Source organism: Roseococcus sp. SYP-B2431, assembly GCF_004336745.1.
Lineage (GTDB): Bacteria > Pseudomonadota > Alphaproteobacteria > Acetobacterales > Acetobacteraceae > Roseococcus.
This window is the reverse complement of record NZ_SJXD01000011.1, coordinates 1,183,855-1,207,702: the sequence shown is the minus strand read 5'-3', so window position 1 is coordinate 1,207,702 and position 23,848 is coordinate 1,183,855. Positions and strand designations below refer to the sequence as shown.

The window sequence follows — 23,848 nt, the reverse complement described above, 5'->3', positions numbered from 1 at the left end:
AAGCTCTAACTTGTGTTTTTCGAGCATCTTCACCCGATCATGCGAAGCAGCATGATCGGGATCTGCTTTAGCGGCTCCGTTCTTCGACGGCCGAGCCTCGCTTCAGTCCATCGCCATCACGCGCACATAGCTCCCCGGCGCGTCCTCGATCGGCGTGAGCTTGCCGTCGCCCGGCTGGCCGGCGGGAACCTCGGTCCGGTCGATGGCGCAGACCCAGCGGTGCCAGTCCGGCCACCAGCTTCCGGCGAGCTCGGTGGCGCCGGCGAACCAGTCGTCCGGGCTCGGCGGAAGCTCCTCATGGACCCAGTGGCTGTATTTTCCGGAGTCCGGGGGATTCACGACGCCCGCGATGTGGCCGGACGCCGCCAGCACGAAGCGCACCGGCCCGGAGAAGACCTGCGTGGCGCGATAGGTGCTCTTCCAGGGCGCGATATGGTCCTCTCGCGTCGAGATCATGTAGCTCGGCACCTTGATCTTCCGCAGGTCGATCTTCGTGCCCATCAACTCGATCGCGTTCGGATCGTCGGGCGGCTTCACCAGGTCGTTCTCCTGGTACATCCGCCGCAGGTAGAAGCTGTGCATCTTCGCCGGCATGCGGGTGCTGTCGTCGTTCCAGTAGAGCAGGTCGAAGGGGAAGGGATCCTGCCCCAGCAGGTAGTTGTTCACCACGAAGGACCAGATGAGGTCGTTCGCGCGCAGCATGTTGAAGGTCGTCGCCATCTCGCGGCCGTCGAGGAAGCCGCGCTTGCCCATCCGCTCCTCGAGGGACTTGAGCTGCTCCTCGTCGATGAAGACCCCGAGCTCCCCGGCCTCCTCGAAGTCCGTCATGGTCACGAAATAGGTGGCCGACTTGATGCGGTTGTCGCGCTTCGCAGCCATGTAGGCGAGCGTCGTTGCCAGCAGCGTGCCGCCCAGGCAGTAGCCGATGGCGTTCACCTCGCGCACGCCGGTCGCGGCCTCGATGGCGCCGAGGGCGGCCAGCACGCCGTCCTTCATGTAGTCGTCGAAGCCCTTCTCCGCGAGCGTCTCGTCCGGGTTCACCCAGGAGGCGACGAAGACCGTGTGGCCCTGGTCCACCGCCCAGCGGATGAAGCTGTTCTTCGGCCGCAGGTCGAGGATGTAGAACTTGTTGATCCAGGGCGGGAAGATCACCAACGGGCGCTTCAGCACTTTGGCGGTCGTCGGGTTGTACTGGATCAGCTGCATCAGCGGCGTCTGGAAGATGACCTTCCCGGGCGTGACGGCGATGTTCTCGCCGACCTTGAACTTGCTGTCGTCCGTCATGCGGATCCGCAGCTTGCCCTTGCCGCGCTCCAGGTCGGACAGCAGGTTCGACAGGCCCTTGAGCAGGTTGGTGCCGCCCGTCTCCGCCGTCCGCCGCAGCACCTCGGGGTTGGTCATCACGAAGTTCGCCGGGCTCATCGCATCGACGAACTGCCGCGTGTAGAAATCCACCTTCTGCGCCGTCTTGGCGTCGAGCCCGTCGGCCGAATGCACCGCGCTGGTGAAGTAGCGGGCCGAGAGCAGGTAGGACTGGCGGATGAAGTCGAAGACCTCGTTCTCCCGCCACGCCTCGTCCTTGAAGCGCCGGTCGCCCTTGGCTTCCTCGATGACGGCGTCGACATGCGGCTCGCCCAGCATGCGCCGCGCGGTGTTCGACCAGAGGGTCAGGTAATCCTGCCAGAAGCCGAGCTGCGCCTGCACCAGCCCGGCGGGATTGGCCATGAGCTTCGCGGTCATCTCCAGGAAGGCGGCGCCGATGTTCATCGGGTCGGGATTGCCCTTGGCGTCCACCTGGCGCTTGAGGAAGTCCTGGACGATGCGCTGCCCGCGCTCGGCCACCTCCGCCATGGTGCGCGAAACCAGGGCCGGGTCCGGCAGATGGAAATCCGGCGGCTTGCCGCCCGGGGCCTGCGTCATTGGGACTGGCTCATTCTGTTGCGTTCCGCCCTTCGACGACCGTGCTCTCTTTCGCGCCCATGCCCTGCGGGACTATCAATCACCCGACGCCTTCGAGGACGCCGCGTGCTGCACACCAGGAAAATGGCCCGAACTGTTGCGCTAAAGGGTAGTGAGCGCCCCGCCCCGGATCAAGCGCGGCCGCTCGCAATCGCCCGGCTGTTCCTGCTGGGGCTGCCGCTGGGGGCCTGCCTCGCGGGCTGCGCGGTCCCCGGGCAGATCGACCCGCGCGCGCTGGGGCGCGACATGTCGGGCGCCGCCCTTGCCTCGCGGCTGCCACCGCCGGGCATGGACCGGCCGCTGCCCAACCTGGCCTCTGTCCCGCCCATTCCGGAGCGCCCCGATTCCGCCTCGCGCGATGCGCTGACCCGCCGCCTCGAGCGGGAACGCGAGGCCTCCACCACAGAGGTGCCGGTGAGCCGGCAGGCCGATCCGCTGACCGCCCCCGAAGCGCCCGGCCATCCGCCGATCCCGGCGCGCCCGCCGGGCCCGCCGACCCTGGCCGCCGCCCCAGCGATCCCCTGGGTGGCCCCCCGCCGCGCGCAACCGGCGCCGGCCGCCGCCGATCCGACCGCGCGGCCGCCGGAGCTGCTGACGCCCGAGCGCCTCGCGCCCGGCGCGGTGCCGGCGCTGCCCACGCCCGACCTGCTCGCACCCGCCCCACCGTCGCGCGCGCCCTCCGTCGAGCAGCTCGCGCCCACGGAGGTGCCGGCGCTGCCTTCGCCGGACCTGCTCGCCCCGGCGCCGCCGCGTTAGCGACGAGGGCCGCGGCCGGCGGCGCGGTCCTCAGCCACGCTTTGCGTGGCCACGACGACCGTTCTACAACGCGCGGCCTTCGTTTCGTCCCGGGAGGGCCATCATGGCCGAAGAGTTCCACCGCATCCGTCGCCTGCCGCCCTATGTCTTCGCCGAGGTGAACACGGCCAAGGCCAAGGCACGCGCGAATGCGGAGGACATCGTGGACCTGGGCATGGGCAATCCGGACAGCCCCACGCCGCCGCATATCGTCGCCAAGATGATCGAGGCCGTGCAGGACCCGCGCACGCATCGCTACTCCATGTCGAAGGGCATTCCCGGCCTGCGCCGCGCGCTCGCCGGCTACTACGCCAACCGCTTCGGCGTGAAGCTGGATCCCGAGACCGAGGTGGTCGCGACGCTCGGCTCCAAGGAGGGGCTGGCCAATCTCGCCCAGGCCATCAGCAGCCCCGGCGACACCATCCTGGTGCCCAACCCGTCCTATCCGATCCATCAGTTCGGCTTCATCATCGCCGGCGCCTCGGCGCGCTTCATCCCCTATACGCCCGACGACGCCATGCTCGAGGCGATCGTGCGGGCCGTGAAGCATTCGGTGCCGAAGCCCACCGCCCTCATCGTGAATTTCCCCTCGAACCCGACGGCCCTGCTGGCGAGCCGCGAATTCTACAAGGAGCTGGTGAAGATCGCGCTGCAGCACGATCTCTTCATCCTCAGCGACCTTGCCTATGCCGAGCTGTACTTCGGCACGACCCCCCCGCCCTCCGTGCTCGAAATCCCCGGCGCGATGGACTGCACGGTCGAGTTCACCAGCCTCTCCAAGACCTACAACATGCCCGGCTGGCGCATGGGCTTCGCCGCCGGCAATCCGCGGCTGATCTCGGCGCTGGCGCGGGTGAAGTCGTATCTCGACTACGGCGCCTTCACGCCCATCCAGGTGGCCGCCGCCGCCGCGCTCAACGGCCCGCAGGACTGCGTGGCCGAGATGCGCGAGCTCTACCGTGACCGCCGGGAGGTGCTGGTGAGGGGCCTGCAGCAGGCCGGCTGGGACGTGCCCTCGCCGGAGGCCTCGATGTTCCTCTGGGCGCCGATCCCGGAGAGGTTCCGCCATCTCGGCTCGGTCGGCTTCTCCAAGCTGCTGCTGGAGAAGGCCAAGGTCGCCGTCGCGCCGGGCATCGGCTTCGGCGAGCACGGCGACGGCCATGTCCGCATCGCCATGGTCGAGAACAATCATCGCATCCGCCAGGCGCTGAGGGGGATCCGGACCTTCCTGCAGGGCGACAACGTCGCGCCGGTCGAGGAAGTCCACTCCGCATGAAATCTCCTCTCAAACTGGGCGTGGCCGGCCTCGGAACGGTCGGCGCCGGCGTGCTGACGCTGTTGCGCGGCAACGCGGAACTGATCGCGGCCCGGGCCGGGCGGCCCATCGAGGTGGTGGCCGTGTCGGCCCGCGACCGGAAGCGCGATCGCGGACTGGCCCTCTCGGGCCTCGCCTGGCACGACGACGCCGTGGCGCTGGCCGCCGACCCGCAGGTCGACATCGTGGTCGAGCTGATGGGCGGCTCCGAGGGGCCGGCCCGCGCGCTGGTCGAGGCCGCGCTGGCGGCCGGCAAGCCCGTCGTCACCGCCAACAAGGCGCTGCTCGCCACCCATGGCGGCGCGCTGGCGAAGCTCGCCGAGCAGAAGGGTGTGGCGCTCTGCTACGAGGCGGCGGTGGCCGGCGGGATTCCGGCCATCAAGGCGCTGCGCGAGGGGCTGGCCGGCAACCGCATCAGCCGCGTCGCCGGCATCCTGAACGGCACCTGCAACTACATCCTCACCGAGATGCGGCTGAAGGGCCTGCCCTTCGCCGAGGTGCTCGCCGAGGCCCAGCGGCTGGGCTATGCCGAGGCCGACCCCGCCTTCGACATCGACGGCGTGGACGCGGCCCACAAGCTGGCCATCCTGGCCGCGCTGGCCTTCGGCCAGGAGGTCGACCTGGGCGCGCTGCACATCGAGGGCATCCGCAACGTCTCGGCGCTCGACATCGCGCTGGCTGGCGAGCTCGGCTACCACATCAAGCTGCTGGGGATCGCCAGCCGGGAGGAGGGGGGCGTGGCCACCCGCGTGCACCCCTGCATGGTGCCGGTCGGCAACCCCATCGCCAATGTGGACGGCGTCTTCAACGCGGTCCTCGTCGAGGGCGACGCGGTGGGCCGGGTGGTCCTGCAGGGCCGCGGCGCGGGCGCCGGGCCCACCGCCAGCGCCGTCGTGGCGGACCTCGTCGACATCGCCCGGGGCTGCCATTCCCCCGTCTGGGGCGTCGGCACGGCGGCGCTCGACCAGACGCCCGGCCTGCCCATGGAGCGGCATCGCGGCGCCTACTACCTGCGCCTTATGGTGCTGGACCAGCCGGGCGTCATCGCCGACGTCACGGGCGTGCTGCGCGACATGCGCATCAGCCTGGAGTCCATGCTCCAGCGCGGCCGCGCCCCGGGCGAGGCGGTGCCGGTCGTGCTGGTCACCCATGAATGCGAGGAGGCGCAGATGCGGTCGGCCCTGAGCCGCATCGCCGCCCTGCCGAGCGTGGTGGAGCGGCCGGCGATGATCCGCATCGAGCTTCTCTGAGCTATACAGGCTCCTGAACCGACTCTAGAGGATTCCCAGACCGATGAGCGAGACCGAGAACAGGCCCCGCAACGTGGACCGCAACTTGGCCCTGGAGCTGGTGCGCGTTACCGAGGCCGCGGCCCTGGCCGCGAGCTCCTGGGTCGGTAAGGGCGACAAGAACGCGGCGGACGGCGCGGCCGTCGAGGCCATGCGCCGCGCCTTCGACTCGGTGGCCATCCACGGCACCGTCGTCATCGGCGAGGGCGAGATGGACGAGGCGCCGATGCTCTATATCGGCGAGAAGGTCGGCCTCTACGCCAGGTCCGGCACCGGCATGCTGGCCGACATCGCCGTCGACCCGCTGGAGGGCACGACACTCACGGCCAAGGGCGGCCCCAACGCCATGGCCGTGGTGGCGCTCGCCAATCGCGGCGGCTTCCTGCACGCGCCCGACTGCTACATGGACAAGATCGCGATCGGCCCGGGCTATCCGCAGGGCATCGTCGACCTCGATCGGTCGCCCGGCGACAACCTCGCGGCGCTGGCCAAGGCCAAGGGCGTCTCGATCGGCGAGCTGACCGTCTGCGCGCTCGACCGGGACCGCCACAAGGACATCATCAAGGCCTGCCGCGCCGCCGGGGCGCGCCTCATGCTCATCCCCGACGGCGACGTCTTCGGCGTGGTGGCCTGCGCCCAGCCCGAGACGGGCGTGGACATGTATCTGGGCTGGGGCGGCGCGCCCGAGGGCGTGCTGGCGGCCGCGGCGCTGCGCTGCACCGGCGGCCAGATGCAGGGCCGCCTCATCTTCGAGGAGGAGGCGCAGGTGGTGCGCGCCAAGGAGATGGGCATCGACGACCCGAAGAAGAAATACGAGATGGACGACCTCGCCTCGGGCGACGTGATGTTCGCGGCCACCGGCGTCACCACCGGACCCATGCTGCGCGGCGTCCGGCTCATCCCGGGCGGGGCGATCACCCATTCCATCGTGATGCGCAGCAAGTCGGGCACAGTCCGCTACGTGGAGGCGCACCACAACTTCCAGGTGAAGCCCATCTGATGGAAACTGCGCTCGGCGTCGAGCGCAGCCTGACGGGGCGCCGCTGGGTCTGGCGCCATGCGGATCCGCGCCGGGCGGCCGCGCTGTCGCAGCAGCTCGGCCTGCCGGAGCTGGTCGGGCGGCTCCTGGCGGCGCGTGGCGTGGAGGCCGACAGCGCCGCGCAATTCCTCGAGCCCACGCTGCGCGCGCTGCTGCCCGACCCCTCGCTGCTGCTGGACATGGACGGCGCGGCCGCGCGGCTCGCCGATGCCGTGCAGCGCGCCGAGACCGTCGCGGTCTTCGCCGATTACGACGTGGACGGCGCCTGCTCCGGCGCGCTCATGGTCCAGGCGCTGCGGGCGCTGGGCTGCCGCGCGATCCCCTACGTGCCGGACCGGCTGGCCGAGGGCTATGGGCCGAACGGGCCGGCGATCGAGGGGCTGATGGCGAGGGGCGCCACGCTGATCGTCTGCGTGGATTGCGGCATCGCGGCGCATGACGCGCTCGCGGTCGCCAAGGGTCTCGCCGACATCGTGGTGCTGGACCACCACAAGGCCGAAGGGCCGCCGCCGCGCGTGGTCGCGGCGGTGAATCCCAACCGGCTGGACTGCACCTCCGGGCTTCGCCAGCTCTGCGCGGCGGGCGTGGCCTTCCTGGCGGCCGTCGCCATGCAGCGCGAGCTGCGCCGCCGAGGCCACTTCGCCGCCCGGCCGGAGCCGGACCTGCGGGAGCTGCTGGACCTCGTCGCGCTGGCGACGGTCTGCGACGTGGTGCCGCTGATCGGCGTCAACCGGGCGCTGGTGATCCAGGGCCTGCGCGTGATGGCGCGGCGGGGCAGGGCTGGGCTCGCCGCCCTGATGGAGCTTTCCGCCGTGCGCGACGAGCCCTCGGCGCATACGCTGGGCTTCATTCTCGGTCCGCGGATCAATGCGGGCGGGCGGATCGCGGCCCCGGATCTCGGGCTGCGCCTGCTGCTGGAGGCGGATCCGATCGAGGCCCGGGCCATGGCCGAGCGCCTCGACGCCGTGAACCGCAAGCGGCAGGAGGTCGAGGCCGGCGTGCTCGCCTCCGCGATGCGGCAGGCGGAAGAGCAGATCGGGCGCGGCCATGCCGTGCTCCTGCTGCAGGACGAGGGCTGGCATCCCGGCGTGGTCGGCATCGTGGCCGGGCGCGTCCGCGAGCGCTTCAACCGCCCGGCCTGCGTGGCGGGCTTCGAGGCCGGGATGGGCAAGGGCTCGGGCCGCTCCGTGCCGGGGCTGGACCTGGGCGCGGCCATCATCGCGGCGCGGCAGTCCGGCCTGCTGGTCGCCGGCGGCGGGCACGCCATGGCTGCGGGCTTCACCATCGAGGCCGCGCGGCTGCCGGAGCTGCACGCGCATCTGGACGATCGGCTCGCCGCCGCGCGCGACCTGCCCGGCGCGGCCGAGCTGGTGATCGAGGGGGCGCTCAGCGTGCGCGGCGCGACCACGGAGCTGGCCCAGGGCGTGGCCCGCCTCGCGCCCTTCGGCTCCGGCAACGAGGAGCCCTGCTTCGCGCTCTCGCGCGCCCGCGTGGTGAAGTCGGGGCGGGTGGGCAAGGAGGGCGCCACCATCCGCGCCTTCCTGGAGGGCGAGGATGGCGGAAGGCTCAAGGCCATCTGTTTCCGCGCGAAGGAGGGTCCGCTCGCCGAAGCGCTGCTCGCCCAGGGCGGCGCGCCCCTGCTGCTGACCGGGCACCTGCGCGCGGAGGTGTGGAACGAGCAGACCAGCGCGGGCTTCTTCGTGACGGATGCGGCGCGGCTGTAGCCGAGGCCGGTCGATCCGGTTGTAGGACTGCGTCAGCTTGTATCCGCATTCCTTCCCATTTTTGTGCCGTAGCGCGAAGACGATGGGATGGTAGTCTTCTATGTCAGTTGAAGGAAGTGCAGCAGTAAAGGGTAAATACACGAAAATTTCAGATATGTACCCCTGGGCACTATATGAAAGTCCTATAAAATAAGGAGCGGCGGAGAAAAAGCCTATTAATGCTTGCCCTCCCTGAAAGTTGCGTCATTATTCGCGCGTAGGTTGTGTTTTTCCTGGAGGGTGGCTCATGGTTGCGAAGACGGGACGCGTCCCAGGCGCTCAGCTGGACCAGCTTGTGCGCCGCACCCTCGGCCAATGGCCGCAACGGCCGCCCGGCCTCGAGCCTTCCGCCAAGCAGCCCGGCACCTGGCTGCGGGCGCGGCCCGATCTGGAGCGCAAGGTCACGCAGCCCTACCTCAAGATCCCCGGCGCGCACCGCCTTTGCACCCTGCCGGACGGCCTCTACCTGCATTTCAGCACGAGGGCCGAGGAACCCTATGTGGACGTCCTCTGCATCGAGGCTTGCAGCACCTATCAGAACCTGCTGGACAAGCGCTCACGCTTCGCGCCCAGCACCGGATCGCTGCTCGCGGTCTGTCCCGTCGAGTGGCTCATGGAGCCGGGCATTCCCGGCAACAACATCCCCCGCTGGCGCCTCATCCGGATGGTGAAGAAGGAACCGAAGGTGCCGTTGATCCTGCCTGTCCGGGATGCCCGCGTGCTCTTCGCGCTGCAGGACCGGCACTTTCGCGGCTTCATGTCGAGCCAGACGGCCCAGGCGCACGAGTTCTTCTGCCCGATGGACGTGCTGACCGACCTGGAGGGTGCGAAGAACCCGGCGCTGCGCGCGCTGATCGCCCGGGCCGCGGCGGCCTCCAACTTCATGGACATGCCGGAGACGCCGGCCGGGCTGCGCTAGGAGCCCCGCGAGGATGCGGGCCCTCAGGCCAGGAGGGAATAGAACATCCGGATGCTGGTAATCGCCAGGAAGACGGCGAAGGCCTTCTTCAGCAGTTCCGGCCGGATGCTGTGCGCCAGGGCCACGCCCCAGGGGGTCGCGAGGATGGAGCCCGGCACGATCAGCGCGAAGCCCACCAGGTTCACCCAGCCGAGCGAATAGGGCGGCCGCCCTTCGGCGCCGATCCCGGCCCAGATCAGCCCGATCGTCGCCGGGATGGAGATCACGAGCCCGAAGGCCGAGGCGGTCGCCACCGCGGAGCGGATCGGCGTGCCGAACATGCCGAGCACCGGCACGCCCACCGTCCCGCCGCCGATGCCCATGACGGCGCTGATCGCGCCGATGCCGCTGCCGATCACCTGCCGCGCCCAGCCGAAGGGCATGCTGTCGCGCAGCCGGAAGGCCACGCCCGTGAAGCCCATATTGGCCGCCACCAGCAGCGCCACGCAGGCGAAGACGAGGGTCATCCCCGGCCCCTTCAGCACCGCCGTCAGGTAGGTGCCGACCAGCACACCCACGAACATCGCGGGCGTCAGGCTCCTGAGCAGCGGCATGTCGATGGCCCCCTTCGCCCAGTGCTTGCGCGCCGAGACGATGGAGGTGGGGATGATGGTGGCCAGCGAGGTCGCGACCGCGACCTTCATCTGCGTGTCCGCCGGCACGTCGAAGAGCGGCAGGATGTAGAAGAGCACCGGCACGATGACGATCCCGCCGCCGACGCCGAAGAGCCCCGCCAGCAGGCCGGAGAAGAGGCCGGTCGCGCCCATCGCCAGGGCCAGCAGCCCGAGCCATGTCAAATGATCCATCGGATTCAGGCCTTCCAGACAATTCGGACGGCCTCGGAGTGGTGGTCGTTCCGCTGGCAGTGCCATAGCTTCGCAGCCGCGAACTGTCATCCCCGCGAGGCGACTTGCTCATCACAGATCCCTGGTTCTACGCCTTGGCCATTCCGGCCTTCCTCCTCACGGGCATCAGCAAGGGCGGCTTCGCTTCCGGGGCGGGCAATGCCGGCGTGCCGATGATGTCGCTGGTCATGCCGGCCTCCCAGGCCGCGGGGATCGCGCTGCCGGTGCTCTGCGCGATGGACATCGCGGCGCTCCGGGCCTGGTGGGGCAGGTGGGACGCGGCCCAGCTGCGCATCATGCTGCCGGGCGCGGTGGTCGGCATCGTGCTGGGCAGCTTCGTGTTCGGCACGCTCTCGGACGCGATGGTGAAGATCTTCATCGGCGGCATCACCCTGGTCTTCCTGGCGCGCAGCCTCTGGCTCGAGCGCGGCAGCCGCGTGGTTCCGGCCGTGATCCCCTCGCGGATCAAGGGCGGCTTCTGGGCCGCCTGCGCCGGCTTCACGAGCTTCATCGCGCATGCGGGAGGGCCGCCGGCGGCAGTCTACCTCTACCCGCTGAAGCTGGGCCGGCAGCGGCTGACGGCCACCACCGTCGCCCTCTTCTCGACAGTGAACTACCTGAAGCTGATCCCCTACTTCTTCCTGGGCGCCCTTTCGGTGCAGAACCTGCTGACGAGCCTCGTCCTGCTGCCACTGGCCCCCATCGGCATCCGGATGGGCGTCTGGCTCCAGGGCCGCGTGAGCGACCGGGCCTTCTACCGCATCATTTATGTGCTCCTGGCCGCGACCGGCCTCGAGCTTGTCTGCGAGGGTCTCTTTCGATGAAGATGCTGGGCGTCCTGGGCGGCATGGGCCCGCTCGCTTCCGCGGAGTTCATGCGCCAGCTCACGCTGCTGACGCCCGCCGCGCGCGACCAGGACCACATCCCCACCGTGCTCTGGTCCGACCCGCGCGTGCCCGACCGCACCGAGGCGCGCGTGCATGGCGGCGAGGATCCGCTGCCCGCGCTGGTGAACGGCATCCGCGGGTTGGAGGCGGCCGGCTGCGGCGCCATCGTGATCCCCTGCAACACCGCCCATGGTTGGTTCGACGGCATGCGGGGCGCGACCAGGCTGCCCATCCTGCACATTGTCGACGCCGCGGCCGACGAGCTGCGCCGCCAGGGCGTGGCGGAGGGGCCGATCGGGCTGATGGGCACCACCGGCACGCTGGCCATGCGGCTCTACCAGGAGCGGCTGGGCTTCGAATGCCTCGTCGCGGAGGAACTGCAGGAGAGCCATGTCATGCCGGCCGTCGGCCTGGTGAAGGCGAACCGTGTGGCCGAGGCCTATGCGCCGCTGGCCGAGGTCGCGCGGAGGCTGCGGGCGCAGGGAGCTAAGGCCGTGGTGCTGGGCTGCACCGAGATCCCGCTCGGCGTCGCGGCGGGACCGGCGCTCGGATTTCCCGTGATCGACACGATCGCCGCCCTCGCGCGCGCCGCGATCGGCTGGGCGAAGGCCTGAAGCGCGGCTAGGATCGCGAGACAATGGGAGGATATGCGATGAGTCAGGCCGAGGAGTTCCACAACGTCGACGACGAGAGCCAGGGGCTCGCGCGGGAGCTCGCCCCGGGCTTGACCACCCGCATCTTCCCGGGCGAGCAGGCCATGCTGTCCGTCGTCACCATCGCGCCACACGCCGCCGGGACGATGCACAGCCATCCGGAAGAGCAATGGGGCATGCTTCTCGAGGGCAGCGCGGTCCGTATCCAGGGCGGCGAGGAGATCGCGGTCGGGAAGGGTGATTTCTGGCGCACGCCGGGTGGCATCGAGCATACGATGCGGGCGGGGCCGGAGGGGTGCAAGGTGCTCGACATCTTCGCGCCGCCCCGCGACGCCTATCGCAAGGCCGGGAAGGGCTTCGCTTCGGCGACCTGAGCGCCTGCGGGGGAGCGCCGTGCCGGTCGGGTCAGGACGCACCCGGGCGGCACGGAACATGGGCAGCACGAAAGATGGGCGGCCCGCGCCGGGATGAGAAGAAGCCGATGAGGGCCGCTGGCCATCCGCCCCGCGTCAGGGGCGGATGGGAGTCGTCAGTCGCACTCGCAGCCCGGGGTGGGCGCGGTGCTCTCGCGCATCACGTGATGGTCCACCCATTCGGCCACGAGCCGGCGCGCCTCCGCCACCGAGGCTTCCGGGTGATGCACGCGATACAGCGTCGTGCAGGCCTGGAACGCGGACAGGTCCGGCGTGCCCACGTCGCGCAGCTCGCGATAGGCGGTCACGACGGCACGCTCGCAGCGGCGGGCGATATGGCTGAAGTCCTTGCCCATCATTCTCTCCAATTGCGAATCACTCGCAATGTCACGCCACAATAGCCATATCTGAACAGCTGTTCAAGTGAGCGACAGGCGTTCCGACGGATCGGGGAGGCGTGTGACGGTCGCGTCACACGCCTCCCATTCAGGTCAGGACGCGGCGACGGCCTCGGCGATGGCCTTGCCCACGTCGAGCGTGCCGGCCTGGCCGCCGAGGTCGCGCGTGCGGGGGCCGCCCTCGGCCAGCAGCTTCTCGATGGCCGTGGTGATGGCCTTGGCCGCCTCGGGCTCGCCGAGATGGTCGAGCATCATCGCGCCCGACCAGATCTGCCCGATCGGGTTCGCGACGAAGCGGCCCGCGATGTCCGGCGCCGAGCCGTGCACCGGTTCGAACATCGAGGGAAATGCCTTCTCGGGGTTGATGTTGGCGCTCGCGGCCACGCCGATGGAGCCGGCCACGGCCGGGCCCAGGTCGGAAAGGATGTCGCCGAAGAGGTTGGAGCCGACCACCACGTCGAACCAGTCCGGGTGCTGCACGAAATGCGCGCAGAGGATGTCGATGTGGAACTGGTCGGTCTTCACCTCGGGATAGTTCTTCGCCATCTCGGCGAAGCGGTCGTCCCAGTAGGGCATGGTGAAGGTGATGCCGTTGGATTTGGTGGCGCTCGTCACCTTCTTGCGCGGGCGCTTCATGGCCAGCTCGAAGGCGTATTTGATGATCCGGTCGGTGCCGGTGCGCGTCAGCACGCTCTGCTGCGAGACGAACTCGCGGTCGGTGCCCGGGAACATCGTGCCGCCGATGGAGGAATACTCGCCCTCGGTGTTCTCGCGCACGACGTAGAAGTCGATCTCGGCCGGAGTGCGGTTGGCGAGCGGCGTGGAGACGCCCGGCAGCAGCTTGCAGGGGCGCAGCGAGACATACTGGTCGAAGCCGCGGCGGATCGGGATCAGCAGGCCCCAGAGCGAGGTGTGATCCGGCACGCCCGGCCAGCCCACGGCGCCGAGGAAGACGCTGTCGCTGTCCTTCAGCTGGTCGAGCCCGTCCTCGGGCATCATCCGGCCGGTCTTGGTATAGGTCTCGCAGGACCAGTCGTAATGGGTGAGCTTCAGGTCGAAGCCGAAGCGGCGGGCGGCGGCGTCGAGCACGCGCAGGCCCTCGGGCGTGGTTTCCTTGCCGATTCCATCGCCCGGAATGACGGCGATGCGGTGCGTGCGTGCCATGACGTGTCCCATCCTCGAAGGGTTCTGGGGTTACGCCCGGCGCCGCCTTTGGACAAGCTGCCGGCCTGCCGCCAAGGCGACGAATCCTGCCATGCCGATGCTCGCCCAGGCGGCCGGCCGCGGACCGAAGGTGAGGTCGAAATTGGCGGCCGCGACCCGGCCCGCCGGCAGGTTCGTCGCTAGCGCGAACCAGGCGTATTCGGTGGCGACGGTCGCCAGGAAGGCCAGAACCGTGAGCGCCGCCAGCGCGAGCAGGTTGGACTGGAGCCGCGCCGGGATCAGCCGCCAGAGCAGCAGCCAGAGGAGGATCCCGGTCAGCAGGCTCTCCTGGCTGACATCGGACTTGGCCTGGATGAAGGCATGCAGCATGGCCACGAGCACGATGGGGAAGATCAGCCGGTGCAGCTTCTTCCAGCGCCGGCCGAGCCGGCGCATCCAGCCGTCCGTCGAGGTCCAGCCCAGCAGGCACAGTCCGAGGAGCGCGACGAAGCCGATGGTCAGGTAGAAGCGCTTCGCGATCTCGGCGATGGCGGTCGTGACGATCCAGTTCTGGTCGGCGAGGTAGAGCACCAGGTGCAGCAGCACCCAGGCCAACGCGCCGAGCCCCAGCATCCGGCGGATCTGGTAGAGGCGCGGCCAGGCGAGGATGCGGCCCGCCGGCGTGATGGCGAGGCTCGCGATCAGGAAGCGGATCGACCAGCGGCCGGTCTCGTGCATCGCCGCGTTCAGCGGCTCGGGGCCGAGATTGGCCTGCCACCAGTCCGCGAGGATGAAGAAGCTGGGCAGGATCAGGATCGCCAGCGCCACGATCCGCAGCGGCGAGAGCTTGCCGCTGCGCTCGCGCCAGAGTGCCCAGTCGGGCACCGGCCTGGCCTGCGCCCGCCCGGCGGGATTCATGGAACGAGCCCCCGCGCGCGAATCTCGGCGACGATGCGGCTGGTCTCGTCCAGCGCCGGGCGCGGCGAGGGCAGGCGGTCGCCCAGCCGCGCGGCCATGCCGGCCCGCACCAGCCCCTCGGTCAGCCCGCGGTGGCGAGGGCCGAGCCCGCCGGGATCGGCGATGAGCAGAGGGGCGCGCGTCATCAGGACCTCGGAGAGCATGGAGGTGGAATCGCCGGTGACGACCAGGATGTCCGCCAGGGCCAGCATCGCCAGATAGGGGTTCCGGCCGGCAGCGCCCCAGCGGTGCAGATGATGGGGCACGTCCGAGAGCGCATTCGCCACGGCCTCCGCCGCGGTTACGCCGGTCCGGCGGGAGGTGGTGGCCAGCACGCTGGCGCCCAGGCCGGCGGCCCGACGCGCGATCCGCGCCGCGACCTCCGCGTCCATGCCCTCCGACCGCACCGGCCCGCCCAGCACCAGCGCCACGCGGGGCGATGGCAGGGCGGCCAGCTCCGGAAAGCCGGCGGCAGCGGCGGCGAGCGCCTCGGGCGTCAGCCGGTGGGCGGCGCCCTGGATGACCATCAGATTCCCGGCCGGCGCGGGCGAATCGAGCGAGCCGATCACCAGCAGGTCGAAGTCGCCGGCGCAGAAGCCCGGCCGCATGGTGTGGACGGTCTTCGCCCCGCGCGCCCGCAGCCAGCGCGAGACGGGCGCCGCGCGGCGCCCGGAAGAGATCACCAGTCCCGGCCAGGGCGGCGCGAATTCCGACCGGTCCGCGAGCCCGACCAAAGTTGGCCAGGGCCAGACCACCTTCGCCCAGGGCCCGAAGCGCAGCGGAATCCGCCGGAACGGCACGCCCAGCCGCTCGGCGATGCCCAGGGCCTGCGCGGCCGTCCCGGCGCGCGGGTCTTCCAGCACCCAGACCCTCATGGACGGGACAGCCGTCGGACGTTACGAGACGCCGAGAGACTCGGAGCAGAAGAATGAGTGGCCATCACGCCTCGGATTGGGATCAGGACGCGGCCCTGACCACCGCGCGTATCCTCCTGGAGATCAAGGCGGTCAATTTCCGCCCCGAGGAACCCTATACCCTGACCTCCGGCTGGAAGAGCCCCGTCTATATCGATTGCCGCAAGATCATCTCCTACCCGCGCGCCCGGACCCGGATCAGCGACCTGGGTGTGGAGAAGATCAACCGCGCCATCGGCTTCGAGACGATCGAGAGCATCGCCGGCGGCGAGACGGCGGGCATTCCCTTCGCGGCCTGGATCGCCGACCGCATGAACGTGCCGATGGCCTATGTCCGCAAGAAGCCCAAGGGCTTCGGACGCAACGCGCTGATCGAGGGCGACGTGCCGGTGGGCCGGGAGACGCTGCTGGTCGAGGACCTCACCACCGACGGCGCGAGCAAGATCCGCTTCGCCGAGGCGCTGCGCGAGGCCGGCGCGAAATGCGCGCATACCTTCGTGGTCTTCTACTACGGCGTATTTCCCGGCAGCTTCGAGCAGATGAAGGCGATGGACCTCTCGCTGCATCACCTCGCGACCTGGTGGGACGTGCTCGAGGTCTGCCGGGAGAAGGCCTACTTCCCCGAGGCCTCGCTGACGGGCGTGCGGAAGTTCCTGGAGGATCCGGTGGGCTGGAGCCGCGCCCACGGCGGCGTCGGCAGCCTCGACGAGGCGCTGGCCCACAAGGGGAAGGCGGGCTGAGGGGAACCCGGCCGGCCGTCGCGTGTTGATCCGGCATCACCACGCGACGGAGGCACCATGAAGTCGAAGATGATCGCCGAGGCGGAAGGTCAGAAGACCTATCTCCTCGTGCTGGAGCCCGGCGAGGAGGCTTTTTCCTCCATCGCGAATTTCGCGCAACGCGAAACGATCCGCGCCGCCTCGCTGACCGCGCTCGGCGCCTTCGAGCGCGCGACGGTCGCCTGGTTCGACGTCGCGACGAAGGACTATGTGAAGATTCCCGTCGCAGAGCAGGTTGAGGTCCTGAGCCTGGTCGGCGACATCGCGGTGGACGACGAGGGGAAGTCCAGTCTGCACGCCCATGTGGTGCTCGGCCTGCGTGACGGTTCGGTGAAGGGCGGTCACCTGCTCGAAGCGATCGTGCGCCCGACGCTGGAGGTGACCCTGACCGAGTCGCCGGCCCATCTTCGACGCAAGAAGCGGCCTGAACTGGGAATCGCGCTGATCGACCCGGGCGCCTGATCGTCCCCTGAGAGGTGGTTGCCCCTGCTACCCGGGCCGGGCCACGATGGCGGCCTCTGGTCCTGGAGTTTGGTATGTTCGCCCGCTTGCTGTTGATGATGCTGGCCTGGGCGCTCCCCGCGCATGCCCAGACGCGCGACACGCTGACCATAGGCATCACGCAGTATCCGTCCACGCTGCACCCGAATATCGAGAATATGGTGGCGAAGTCCTATGCGCTTGGCTTCAGCCGCCGCCCCGTCACGGCCTACGACGCCGATTGGAAGCTCGTATGCCTGCTCTGCGAGACGCTCCCCACCCTGGAGAACGGCCTCGCGCGGCTGGAGGCCACCCCCGGGGGTAAGCCTGGCATCCGCGTCACCTGGCGCCTGCGCGAGGGCCTGCGCTGGGGCGATGGCACGCCCATCACCACCGACGATCTCCGCCTGACCTATGAAGCCGGCCGCGAGCCCGCCACCGGCATCGGCCCGGCGGAATTCTTCCGCTCGGCCTATGAGTTCATCGCCGAGGACACGCGCAGCTTCACGCTCCGCTTCGACCGCGTGACCTTCGAATTCGCGAGCCTCGGCGACTTCGCCCCGCTGCCGGCGCATCTGGAGCGCGAGCGCTGGCGGGCCGACCCGCGCGCCTATCGCACCCGCACCCTCTACGATACCGAGCCCACGACTCCCGGCCTCTGGAACGGCCCCTACCGCATCGTCCAGGTCCAGCCCGGCGCCGCGATCACGCTGGAGCGCAACGCGCAATGGGACGGCCCGGCGCCCGCCTTCCGGCGCATCGTGATCCGCGCCGTCGAGAGCACGCCGGCCCTGGAGGCGCAGCTGCTGGCCGGGCAGCTGGACATGGTCGCCGGCGAGCTCGGCCTGCCCGTCGAGCAGGCGACGGCCCTGGCCCGGCGCACCGGCGCCCGCTTCCGCGTGGAGTACCAGCCGGGCCTCATCTACGAGCACATGGACCTCAATCTCGACATGCCCCTCTTCGCCGACCGCCGCGTGCGCCAGGCGCTGCTGCTGGGCCTGGATCGTGCGCAGATCGTCGCGCGGCTCTTCGAGGGGCGGCAGACCGTCGCCAACACCAGCGTCAATCCGCTCGACTGGCCGAGCGATCCGGAGGTCCGGGCCTGGCCCCACGACGCGCGCCGCGCCGCCGCGCTGCTCGACGAGGCGGGCTGGCGCCCCGGCTCCGACGGCATCCGGCGCAACGCGGCGGGCGACCGCCTCTCCTTCGAGCTCATGACCACCGCGGGCAACCGCTCGCGCGAGGCGACCCAGCAGGTCATCCAGGCGCAGTGGCGCCGGATCGGCGTGGAAGCGCGCATCCGCAACGAGCCGCCGCGCGTCTTCTTCGGCGAGACCATGTCGCGCCGGCGCTTCCAGGGGGCGGCGCTCTACGCCTGGGTCTCCGCGCCCGAGAGCGTCCCGCGCACGAGCCTGCATTCCGACGAGATCCCGACCGCCGCCCGCAACTGGTCCGGCCAGAACTATCCCGGCTTCCGCAACGCCGAGATGGACGCGCTGCTGGAGGCGCTGCCCATCGAGCTGGACCGCGGCAAGCGCCGCGCGCTGTGGCATCGCCTCCAGGCGATCTATGCCGAGGAGCTGCCCTCGCTGCCGCTGTGGTTCCGCCAGGACGCGCATGTCTGGCCTGCCTGGCTGGAGGGCGTGCGGCCGACCGGCCACCTCAACTTCTCCAGCCTCTGGGCGGAGGAGTGGCGGGTTCGCTGATGCTCGATCACGTCTCCATCACGGTGAATGCGCTGGAGCCCGCGCTGCGCTTCTATGATGCGGTGATGGGCGCGCTCGGCGTGCCGCGCGTCTGGGTGACGGAGCAGGGCATCGGCTACGGCCTCCGCAACACGGCCGACGACGACAGCCACAGCTTCCTCTCCATCTACGTCCGGCCGGGCGTGGCGGCGGACCGGCGGCACTGGGGCTTCCGGGCCCCGGACCGCGCCGCGGTGCGGGCCTTCCACGCCGCGGGCCTGGCGCATGGCGGGCGCGACGACGGCCCCCCCGGCCCGCGCCCGGAGTATCACGACCACTATTACGGCGCCTTCCTGCTCGACCCGGACGGCAATCGCGTCGAGGCGGTGTGCAACAGGGCGGAGGCGTGACCCGCCTCATCCTCTGGCGCCTGGCGCAGATCGCTGTCACGGCCGCGATCCTCTCGCTCTGCGCCTTCCTGCTGATCGCGCTGATGCCGGGCGATCCCATCGACCTCGCCATCGCGGGCGATCCGCGGCTCACCTCCGAGGATGCGGCCCGGCTGCGCGCGCTGCATGGCCTCGATCAGCCGTTGATGGCCCGCTACCTGGCCTGGGCCGGGGCGGTGCTGCAGGGGAATTTCGGGCATTCGCGGCTCTTCGCGCAGCCGGTGGCGCAGCTTCTGGGCCCGCCCCTGCTGAGCTCGCTGCAATTGCTGGGCCTGGCCCTGCTCCTCGCCGTTGGGGTCGGCGTCAGCCTCGGCGCGGTGGCGGCGCTGAAGCCGAGGCTGGCGCCGGGAGTGCAGGGGCTGGCGCTCCTTGCCCAGGCGGTGCCGTCCTTCTGGCTGGGGCTGCTGCTGATCATCCTCTTCGCCGTGCAGCTCGGCTGGTTGCCCGCGGGCGGAGGCCCGCCAGGCGACAGCTCGGGCGGCGACGGCGGAGGGCGGTTCCTGATCCTGCCCGTCGCGACCCTGGCCTTCGGGCATCTCGCCGGCTACGCGCGCCATGCCGCTTCCGCGCTCGCGACGGCGATGGCGGAGCCGCATATCCGCACGGCCCGCGCCCAGGGGGCCGGCGAAGCCCGAATCCTCTGGCGCCAGGCTCTGCCCAATGCCGGCGTGCCCCTCCTGACCCTCGCGGCGCTGGACGCGGGCGCCCTGGTCTCGGGCGCCCTGATCACCGAGACGGTCTTCGCGCGGCCCGGCATGGGCAAGCTCATCTACGACGCGGTGATGGGCAACGACTTCAACCTGGCGCTGTTGGCGCTGCTGGTGGTCGCGGTGGTGACGATGCTGGCGACGCTCGCGGCCGACCTCGCCCAGCGCTGGCTGGACCCTCGGTTGGCATGATGGCTGGCGGATTCACGCCTCCGGGCTTCGCCCTTCTGCGATCGGACAGTGCATGAGGGCCGGTATCGCTCTGCTGGCCGCGCTGGTCCTGGCCGCCGCCGCCGCGCCGCTGGCCGCCGCCTGGCTGGGCCACGATCCCTTCCTGCCGGACCTGTTCACACGCTTCGAGCCGCCTTCGGCCATCCATCCGCTCGGCACCGACGACCTTGGCCGCGACATCCTCCTGCGGCTGCTCTACGGCGCCCGCGTCTCGCTGATCGTGGGGCTGATGGCCGCGCTGGCCGCCACGGTGATCGGCACCGTCGTGGGTCTCCTGGCCGCCTGGCGCGGCGGCTGGCTGGATGCCGCGCTGATGCGCCTGGCCGACGGGCTGCTCGCCTTGCCGGCCCTGCCGCTGCTGGTGATCCTGGCCGCGCTCGATCCGGCCGCCCTGGGCCTGCCGCGCGGCGAAGCCGTGGCCGACATCCTGCGCATCGCGGCGCTCCTCGCCGCCTTCGGCTGGGTGGGCGTGGCGCGGCTGGTGCGGGCGACGGCGCTGTCGGTGCTGGCACGCGATTTCGTGCGCGCGGCCCGGGCGCTCGGCGTCGGCGAGGCCCGAATCCTGCTGCGTCACGTCCTGCCGCAGCTCGCGGCGCCCATCGCGATCGCGACGGCCCTGGCCGTCGGCGGCGCCGTGCTCGCGGAGAGCGTGCTGAGCTTCCTCGGCCTGGGCATCGCGCCGCCTGCGCCGTCCTGGGGCAATATGCTGGCCAATGCGCAGGAACTGGTTTTCCAGGCGCCCCTGGCGGCGCTTTGGCCTGGCCTCGCGATCCTGCTCGCCGTGCTCGGCTGCAACCTCGTCGCGGACGGGGTGGCGCGCCGGCGCTGAAGCGGGACGACCGCGGGCGCCGTCTACCGGCGGTCAGCGCCAGCCGTAGTAGCGCGGGGGATGATGCCGCCGGCCATGATTCCGGTGATGATGGTGGTGCTGCCAGTGCGGCCGGTGGTGGTAATGCGGCCTCGGCGCGTAATGGGGCCGGTGGTGATGGCGGTGGCCATAGTGGGGGCGGTGGTGATGGTGATGGTGCCGGTGCTGCACCGTCGTCACCGGTTCCGCCATGGCGACAGGCGCCGCGCCAATCGCCGTAGCTGCGGAGGCGGCGCCCGAGATCAACGCCAGGCCGAGAGCGGCCATGATGAACAGCTTGCGCATGGTTTCCTCGATTGATGTCCAGGAGGTCATTCAGCCTTCATGTGAAGGCATGATCCGGGTCGAATTGGCGCGGGAAGAAGGCAGGTTGTAACCGCGTGTGAACGGGAGCTACCCCGACAGGCTGCCCAGATGCCGCTCGAAGCCCGCGCGCACGGAAGCGGCATGCGCCGCCATGACGTCCCGGAGCTCGGCCAGGTCATGCACCTCCTGGTGCACCAGCGTCCCGGCGCCGAGCCGCAGCGCCTCCTCCACGGTCACGGGCAGGCCGGGCTCCTTCCACTTGCCGACGGTCAGCCGCATCCGCCCGAGCAGCGCGCGCCAGAGCCGCTCGGCCTGGATGAGCGTGGCCGCCTCGCGCTCGTCGATCAGCCCCTGGCGGCCGAGCTCGCCCAGCACCAGCCGGGTGGTCCGCCGCAGCAGGCGCGGGTGCTCTGCCGCATGGGCCACGGTCATGGCCTGGGCGATGAACTCCACCTCCATCAGCCCGCCCGGCATGGCCTTGAGGTCCCAGGGCCCGTCGGCCGGCAACTCGCGCAGCATCCGCGCCCGCATCGAGGCCGCATCCGCCAGCGCCTTGGCCGCGTCGCGCGGCGCGGTCAGGGCGGCCTCGGCCGCCGCCGCGATCTGCCGCGACAGGGGTGCCGGCCCGGCCACCACGCGCGCCCGGGTCAGCGCCATGCGCTCCCAGGTCCAGGCCTCCTCCATGTGGTAGCGCTGGAAGGAGGAGAGCCGCGTCGCCACGGGGCCCTTGTTGCCCGAGGGCCGCAGCCGCATGTCCACCTCGAAGGCCGCCCCATGCCGCCCGGCGGTGGTCAGCGCCGCCACCACCTGGTGCGACAGGCGGATGAAATATTCCGAGGAGGCCAGCGACCGCGCGCCGCCCTCGCTCGCCTCGGCCTCCGGCTCGTGGTCGTAGATGAAGATGAGGTCGAGGTCGGAGCCCGGCAGCATCTCCCGCCCGCCGAGCTTGCCCAGCGCCAGGATGGCCAAGCCGCCGCCGGCCACCTTGCCGAAGCGCCGGGCGAAGTCGCCCTGCACGGCCGGCAGCAGCGCCGCGAGGGCCGCGTCGGCGATCGCGCTGCGCTGCTCGCCCGAGCTGTCCGCGTCAACCCGGCCCTCGAGCTCCGCGGCATCCACCTCGATCATGTGCTCGGTGACGAGGCGTCGGGTCGCCTCGAGCGTCTCGTCCAGGTCGCGGGCTTCGCGCATGAGCGCGGGGAGGGCGGCCAGCGGCTTTTCCCCTGGCGCCGCGTAGCTGCCCGCCAGCAGCCCTTCCAGCGCCGCCGGTCGCCGCGCGATGTGGTCCGCGAGCTGCGGCGCCGCGCCCAGCAGCCCGGCAAGCCGCACCAGCAGGCGCGGGTTGCGGTGCAGCAGCGAGAGCCACTGCACCCCCGCCGCCATGCGCTGCAGCAGCGTGTCGAAGCGCGCCAGCGCCGCGTCGGGCTCGCGCTGCCGGGCGAACGCGGCCAGCAGCGCCGGCATCAGCTCGGTCAGCAGCTCGCGGGCCCGCTCGCTGCGCATGGCGCGCGGGCGGCCGTGATGCCAGCTCCGCACCATGGCCGCGACCGAGGCGGGATCACGGAAGCCCATGCCGCGCAGCGTCTTCATGGTCTCGGGGTCGTCGTCCACGCCGGTGAAGACGAGGTTGCCCGAATCCTGGGAGGAGCTGAGCTGCGGCGCCGCCTCGAAGAGCCTGGCATAGTGCCCCTGCACGCGCCGCTGATGCGCCGTCAGCGCCTCGGCGAAGGCCGGGGTGTCGGCGAAGCCCATGAAGCTGGCGATACGGGCCAGCTCCCCCGGCGCCTCGGGCAGGCGGTGGGTCTGCCGGTCGGCCACCATCTGCAGGCGGTGCTCGGTGGTGCGCAGGAAGACATAGGCATCGGCGAGATCGGCCGCCGCCCGCCGGTCCAGCTTGCCCGCGGCAGCCAGGGCGGCCAGGGCGCCGAGGGTCGTCGGGTCGCGCAGCGCCGGGTCGCGGCCGCCCCAGATGAGCTCCAGCACCTGCACGGTGAACTCGATCTCGCGGATGCCGCCGGCGCCGAGCTTCACGTCGTGCCCCGCCACCCCGATCTCGCTGCCCGCGCCGTGATCGGCCTTGTGGCGGTTGATCTGGCGCTTGATCGAATGGATGTCCGCCACCGCCGCGAAGTCCAGGTGCCGGCGCCAGACGAAAGGGCGTAGCTCGCGGAGGAAGGCCTCGCCGGCCGCGCGGTCGCCCGCCACCGGCCGCGCCTTGATCATGGCGGCCCGCTCCCAGTTCTGCCCGAGGCTCTCGTAATAGGAGAGGGCCATGGGCACGCTCACGCAGAGCGGGGTGGCCGCGGGGTCCGGGCGCAGGCGCAGGTCGGTCCGGAAGACGTAGCCCTCCGCCGTGCGTTCCTCCATCAGCCGGACCAAGTCCCGGGCGAGACGGACATAGGGAGCCGCGCCGTATTCTTCGTGATAGGAAGGCGAATCAGGATCATGAAGAAGCAGCAGATCGACATCCGAGGAGTAGTTCAGCTCCCGCCCGCCGAGTTTCCCCATCCCCAGCACGATGAGGCCCGAGCCCTTCGTGATCTGCTTCGGCTCGCCCTTGAGCCGGGGCAGCCGGATCTGGCCGCGCCGTGCGGCCTCCAGCAGCAGATGGGCGCAGGCGAAGTCGATCGCGAGGTCCGCGAGCTCGCTCAGCGCCTGGGTCACGCGGTCCAGGCTCCAGGCGCCGGAGAGGTCGGCCGCGGCGGCCACCAGGGCGCCCTGGCGCTTGGCCCGGCGCAGCAGGCTGGCCACGGCATCCCGCGCCGCCGCCGGATCGGCCTTGGTCAGCGGATCGAGCGCGAGCTCCATCGCCTCCTCCGGCCCGCGGTCGAGCAGGCGGGTCAGTGCTGGCGCCTCGGCCCAGCAGAGGTCGGCCAGGTAGGAGCTGTGGGCGCCCATCACCTCGAGCAGGGGGGCCGCATCGGCGCGGGAGCCGAGGGCCTGCTGCGTCGGATTGCCGGCGGCGAGGCGGTCGCGCAGGCGTTGGACAGCCTCGGGATCATGAAGCGGCGTCATGCC

At 70.8% G+C, this 23,848-nt stretch carries 23 protein-coding genes; 16 read left to right on the top strand and 7 right to left on the bottom strand.

Translation table 11 applies throughout. The annotated features are described in order from the left end of the window. Positions 1 to 102: 102 nt before the first annotated feature. Positions 103 to 1,920 (bottom strand): alpha/beta hydrolase, encoded by a 1,818-nt coding sequence (locus EJV46_RS07060; protein ID WP_131547839.1) that lies wholly within the window; start codon positions 1,918 to 1,920, stop codon positions 103 to 105. Positions 1,921 to 2,043: 123 nt separating this feature from the next. On the opposite strand from EJV46_RS07060, the gene EJV46_RS07055 reads away from it, so the two are divergent. The 6 genes from EJV46_RS07055 (at position 2,044) to EJV46_RS07030 (ending at position 9,079) form a co-directional block, all read left to right on the top strand. Beyond that, entirely contained in the window at positions 2,044 to 2,715 is a 672-nt protein-coding gene (locus EJV46_RS07055) for a hypothetical protein (RefSeq protein WP_131547838.1), read from the top strand. A gap of 103 nt (positions 2,716 to 2,818) precedes the next feature. Next, positions 2,819 to 4,030 carry an LL-diaminopimelate aminotransferase gene (locus tag EJV46_RS07050; protein ID WP_131547837.1) on the top strand — a complete coding sequence of 404 codons (1,212 nt, stop codon included), beginning with the start codon at positions 2,819 to 2,821 and terminating at the stop codon, positions 4,028 to 4,030. Then, entirely contained in the window at positions 4,027 to 5,319 is a 1,293-nt protein-coding gene (locus EJV46_RS07045) for a homoserine dehydrogenase (RefSeq protein WP_131547836.1), read from the top strand. Before EJV46_RS07050 ends, EJV46_RS07045 begins: the two co-directional genes overlap by 4 nt. 43 nt (positions 5,320 to 5,362) lie before the next feature. Next, positions 5,363 to 6,358 carry a class II fructose-bisphosphatase gene (glpX, locus tag EJV46_RS07040; protein WP_131547835.1) on the top strand — a complete coding sequence of 332 codons (996 nt, stop codon included), beginning with the start codon at positions 5,363 to 5,365 and terminating at the stop codon, positions 6,356 to 6,358. Next, positions 6,358 to 8,121 carry a single-stranded-DNA-specific exonuclease RecJ gene (recJ, locus tag EJV46_RS07035; protein WP_131547834.1) on the top strand — a complete coding sequence of 588 codons (1,764 nt, stop codon included), beginning with the start codon at positions 6,358 to 6,360 and terminating at the stop codon, positions 8,119 to 8,121. The genes glpX and recJ overlap by 1 nt, the downstream gene beginning before the upstream one ends. 286 nt (positions 8,122 to 8,407) lie before the next feature. Continuing rightward, positions 8,408 to 9,079 carry a hypothetical protein gene (locus EJV46_RS07030; RefSeq protein WP_131547833.1) on the top strand — a complete coding sequence of 224 codons (672 nt, stop codon included), beginning with the start codon at positions 8,408 to 8,410 and terminating at the stop codon, positions 9,077 to 9,079. A gap of 23 nt (positions 9,080 to 9,102) precedes the next feature. Here EJV46_RS07030 and EJV46_RS07025 read toward each other — a convergent pair whose 3' ends face one another. Beyond that, positions 9,103 to 9,924, bottom strand: a complete 822-nt coding sequence (locus EJV46_RS07025) for a sulfite exporter TauE/SafE family protein (RefSeq protein WP_131547832.1) — start codon at positions 9,922 to 9,924, stop codon at positions 9,103 to 9,105. Between the two features lie 104 nt (positions 9,925 to 10,028). Between EJV46_RS07025 and EJV46_RS07020 the strand changes: the two genes are divergently transcribed. Genes EJV46_RS07020 through EJV46_RS07010 form a run of 3 tightly spaced genes read left to right on the top strand, consistent with a single transcriptional unit; the run spans position 10,029 to position 11,877 of the window. Further along, positions 10,029 to 10,787, top strand: coding sequence for a sulfite exporter TauE/SafE family protein (locus tag EJV46_RS07020; protein WP_131547831.1), 759 nt, complete (start codon positions 10,029 to 10,031; stop codon positions 10,785 to 10,787). Further along, entirely contained in the window at positions 10,784 to 11,464 is a 681-nt protein-coding gene (locus tag EJV46_RS07015; protein ID WP_131547830.1) for an aspartate/glutamate racemase family protein, read from the top strand. The genes EJV46_RS07020 and EJV46_RS07015 overlap by 4 nt, the downstream gene beginning before the upstream one ends. Positions 11,465 to 11,502: 38 nt before the next feature. After that, positions 11,503 to 11,877 (top strand): cupin domain-containing protein, encoded by a 375-nt coding sequence (locus EJV46_RS07010; protein WP_131547829.1) that lies wholly within the window; start codon positions 11,503 to 11,505, stop codon positions 11,875 to 11,877. 155 nt (positions 11,878 to 12,032) lie between these two features. On the opposite strand, the gene EJV46_RS07005 is transcribed toward EJV46_RS07010, so the two are convergent. From EJV46_RS07005 to EJV46_RS06990, 4 genes are all read right to left on the bottom strand, one after another. Further along, positions 12,033 to 12,272: a hypothetical protein gene (locus EJV46_RS07005; protein WP_131547828.1), complete on the bottom strand. Its 240-nt coding sequence runs from the start codon at positions 12,270 to 12,272 to the stop codon at positions 12,033 to 12,035. Positions 12,273 to 12,407: 135 nt separating this feature from the next. Continuing rightward, positions 12,408 to 13,478 carry a tartrate dehydrogenase gene (locus tag EJV46_RS07000; protein ID WP_131547827.1) on the bottom strand — a complete coding sequence of 357 codons (1,071 nt, stop codon included), beginning with the start codon at positions 13,476 to 13,478 and terminating at the stop codon, positions 12,408 to 12,410. 30 nt (positions 13,479 to 13,508) lie between these two features. Beyond that, positions 13,509 to 14,375 carry a sulfite oxidase heme-binding subunit YedZ gene (locus EJV46_RS06995; protein ID WP_131547826.1) on the bottom strand — a complete coding sequence of 289 codons (867 nt, stop codon included), beginning with the start codon at positions 14,373 to 14,375 and terminating at the stop codon, positions 13,509 to 13,511. After that, a complete protein-coding gene (locus tag EJV46_RS06990; protein WP_131547825.1) occupies positions 14,372 to 15,289 on the bottom strand; it encodes a mitochondrial fission ELM1 family protein in 918 nt (305 codons plus the stop codon). Before EJV46_RS06990 ends, EJV46_RS06995 begins: the two co-directional genes overlap by 4 nt. A gap of 53 nt (positions 15,290 to 15,342) precedes the next feature. Between EJV46_RS06990 and EJV46_RS06985 the strand changes: the two genes are divergently transcribed. The 7 genes from EJV46_RS06985 to EJV46_RS22700 all read left to right on the top strand — a co-directional run bounded on the left by EJV46_RS06985 (position 15,343) and on the right by EJV46_RS22700 (position 20,827). Next, positions 15,343 to 16,068: an orotate phosphoribosyltransferase gene (locus EJV46_RS06985; protein WP_131547824.1), complete on the top strand. Its 726-nt coding sequence runs from the start codon at positions 15,343 to 15,345 to the stop codon at positions 16,066 to 16,068. Positions 16,069 to 16,137: 69 nt separating this feature from the next. Next, positions 16,138 to 16,569 carry a PPC domain-containing DNA-binding protein gene (locus EJV46_RS06980; RefSeq protein WP_240782432.1) on the top strand — a complete coding sequence of 144 codons (432 nt, stop codon included), beginning with the start codon at positions 16,138 to 16,140 and terminating at the stop codon, positions 16,567 to 16,569. A 74-nt stretch (positions 16,570 to 16,643) separates the two neighbouring features. Further along, entirely contained in the window at positions 16,644 to 18,293 is a 1,650-nt protein-coding gene (locus EJV46_RS06975) for a peptide ABC transporter substrate-binding protein (protein WP_131547822.1), read from the top strand. Then, the gene (locus tag EJV46_RS06970) at positions 18,293 to 18,682 is read left to right on the top strand and encodes a VOC family protein (protein ID WP_131547821.1); all 390 of its coding nucleotides are present in this window, start codon (positions 18,293 to 18,295) and stop codon (positions 18,680 to 18,682) included. The genes EJV46_RS06975 and EJV46_RS06970 overlap by 1 nt, the downstream gene beginning before the upstream one ends. Beyond that, positions 18,679 to 19,620: an ABC transporter permease gene (locus EJV46_RS06965; protein ID WP_240782431.1), complete on the top strand. Its 942-nt coding sequence runs from the start codon at positions 18,679 to 18,681 to the stop codon at positions 19,618 to 19,620. The genes EJV46_RS06970 and EJV46_RS06965 overlap by 4 nt, the downstream gene beginning before the upstream one ends. 52 nt (positions 19,621 to 19,672) lie before the next feature. Continuing rightward, on the top strand, positions 19,673 to 20,488 hold the full coding sequence (locus EJV46_RS06960; protein ID WP_131547820.1) for an ABC transporter permease: 816 nt from the start codon (positions 19,673 to 19,675) through the stop codon (positions 20,486 to 20,488). A 75-nt stretch (positions 20,489 to 20,563) separates the two neighbouring features. Beyond that, on the top strand, positions 20,564 to 20,827 hold the full coding sequence (locus tag EJV46_RS22700) for a hypothetical protein (RefSeq protein WP_165585377.1): 264 nt from the start codon (positions 20,564 to 20,566) through the stop codon (positions 20,825 to 20,827). Between the two features lie 93 nt (positions 20,828 to 20,920). Here EJV46_RS22700 and EJV46_RS06950 read toward each other — a convergent pair whose 3' ends face one another. After that, complete coding sequence (locus EJV46_RS06950) at positions 20,921 to 23,845, bottom strand: bifunctional [glutamine synthetase] adenylyltransferase/[glutamine synthetase]-adenylyl-L-tyrosine phosphorylase (protein WP_131547819.1); 2,925 nt, start codon at positions 23,843 to 23,845, stop codon at positions 20,921 to 20,923. Positions 23,846 to 23,848: the final 3 nt, after the last annotated feature.

Excerpts from the sequence above, each read along its gene's own strand:
- EJV46_RS07025 (WP_131547832.1), bottom strand. The coding sequence starts at position 9,924 with ATGGATCATTTGACATGGCTCGGGCTGCTGGCCCTGGCGATGGGCGCG.
- EJV46_RS06995 (WP_131547826.1), bottom strand. The coding sequence starts at position 14,375 with ATGAATCCCGCCGGGCGGGCGCAGGCCAGGCCGGTGCCCGACTGGGCA.
- EJV46_RS07045 (WP_131547836.1), top strand. The coding sequence starts at position 4,027 with ATGAAATCTCCTCTCAAACTGGGCGTGGCCGGCCTCGGAACGGTCGGC.
- EJV46_RS22700 (WP_165585377.1), top strand. The coding sequence starts at position 20,564 with ATGATTCCGGTGATGATGGTGGTGCTGCCAGTGCGGCCGGTGGTGGTA.
- EJV46_RS06990 (WP_131547825.1), bottom strand. The coding sequence starts at position 15,289 with ATGAGGGTCTGGGTGCTGGAAGACCCGCGCGCCGGGACGGCCGCGCAG.
- EJV46_RS07060 (WP_131547839.1), bottom strand. The coding sequence starts at position 1,920 with ATGACGCAGGCCCCGGGCGGCAAGCCGCCGGATTTCCATCTGCCGGAC.
- EJV46_RS07000 (WP_131547827.1), bottom strand. The coding sequence starts at position 13,478 with ATGGCACGCACGCACCGCATCGCCGTCATTCCGGGCGATGGAATCGGC.
- recJ (WP_131547834.1), top strand. The coding sequence starts at position 6,358 with ATGGAAACTGCGCTCGGCGTCGAGCGCAGCCTGACGGGGCGCCGCTGG.
- EJV46_RS06985 (WP_131547824.1), top strand. The coding sequence starts at position 15,343 with ATGAGTGGCCATCACGCCTCGGATTGGGATCAGGACGCGGCCCTGACC.
- EJV46_RS06950 (WP_131547819.1), bottom strand. The coding sequence starts at position 23,845 with ATGACGCCGCTTCATGATCCCGAGGCTGTCCAACGCCTGCGCGACCGC.
- EJV46_RS06960 (WP_131547820.1), top strand. The coding sequence starts at position 19,673 with ATGAGGGCCGGTATCGCTCTGCTGGCCGCGCTGGTCCTGGCCGCCGCC.
- EJV46_RS07055 (WP_131547838.1), top strand. The coding sequence starts at position 2,044 with ATGGCCCGAACTGTTGCGCTAAAGGGTAGTGAGCGCCCCGCCCCGGAT.
- EJV46_RS06975 (WP_131547822.1), top strand. The coding sequence starts at position 16,644 with ATGTTCGCCCGCTTGCTGTTGATGATGCTGGCCTGGGCGCTCCCCGCG.
- EJV46_RS07050 (WP_131547837.1), top strand. The coding sequence starts at position 2,819 with ATGGCCGAAGAGTTCCACCGCATCCGTCGCCTGCCGCCCTATGTCTTC.
- EJV46_RS07005 (WP_131547828.1), bottom strand. The coding sequence starts at position 12,272 with ATGGGCAAGGACTTCAGCCATATCGCCCGCCGCTGCGAGCGTGCCGTC.
- EJV46_RS07010 (WP_131547829.1), top strand. The coding sequence starts at position 11,503 with ATGAGTCAGGCCGAGGAGTTCCACAACGTCGACGACGAGAGCCAGGGG.
- EJV46_RS07015 (WP_131547830.1), top strand. The coding sequence starts at position 10,784 with ATGAAGATGCTGGGCGTCCTGGGCGGCATGGGCCCGCTCGCTTCCGCG.
- glpX (WP_131547835.1), top strand. The coding sequence starts at position 5,363 with ATGAGCGAGACCGAGAACAGGCCCCGCAACGTGGACCGCAACTTGGCC.
- EJV46_RS07030 (WP_131547833.1), top strand. The coding sequence starts at position 8,408 with ATGGTTGCGAAGACGGGACGCGTCCCAGGCGCTCAGCTGGACCAGCTT.
- EJV46_RS06980 (WP_240782432.1), top strand. The coding sequence starts at position 16,138 with ATGATCGCCGAGGCGGAAGGTCAGAAGACCTATCTCCTCGTGCTGGAG.
- EJV46_RS06970 (WP_131547821.1), top strand. The coding sequence starts at position 18,293 with ATGCTCGATCACGTCTCCATCACGGTGAATGCGCTGGAGCCCGCGCTG.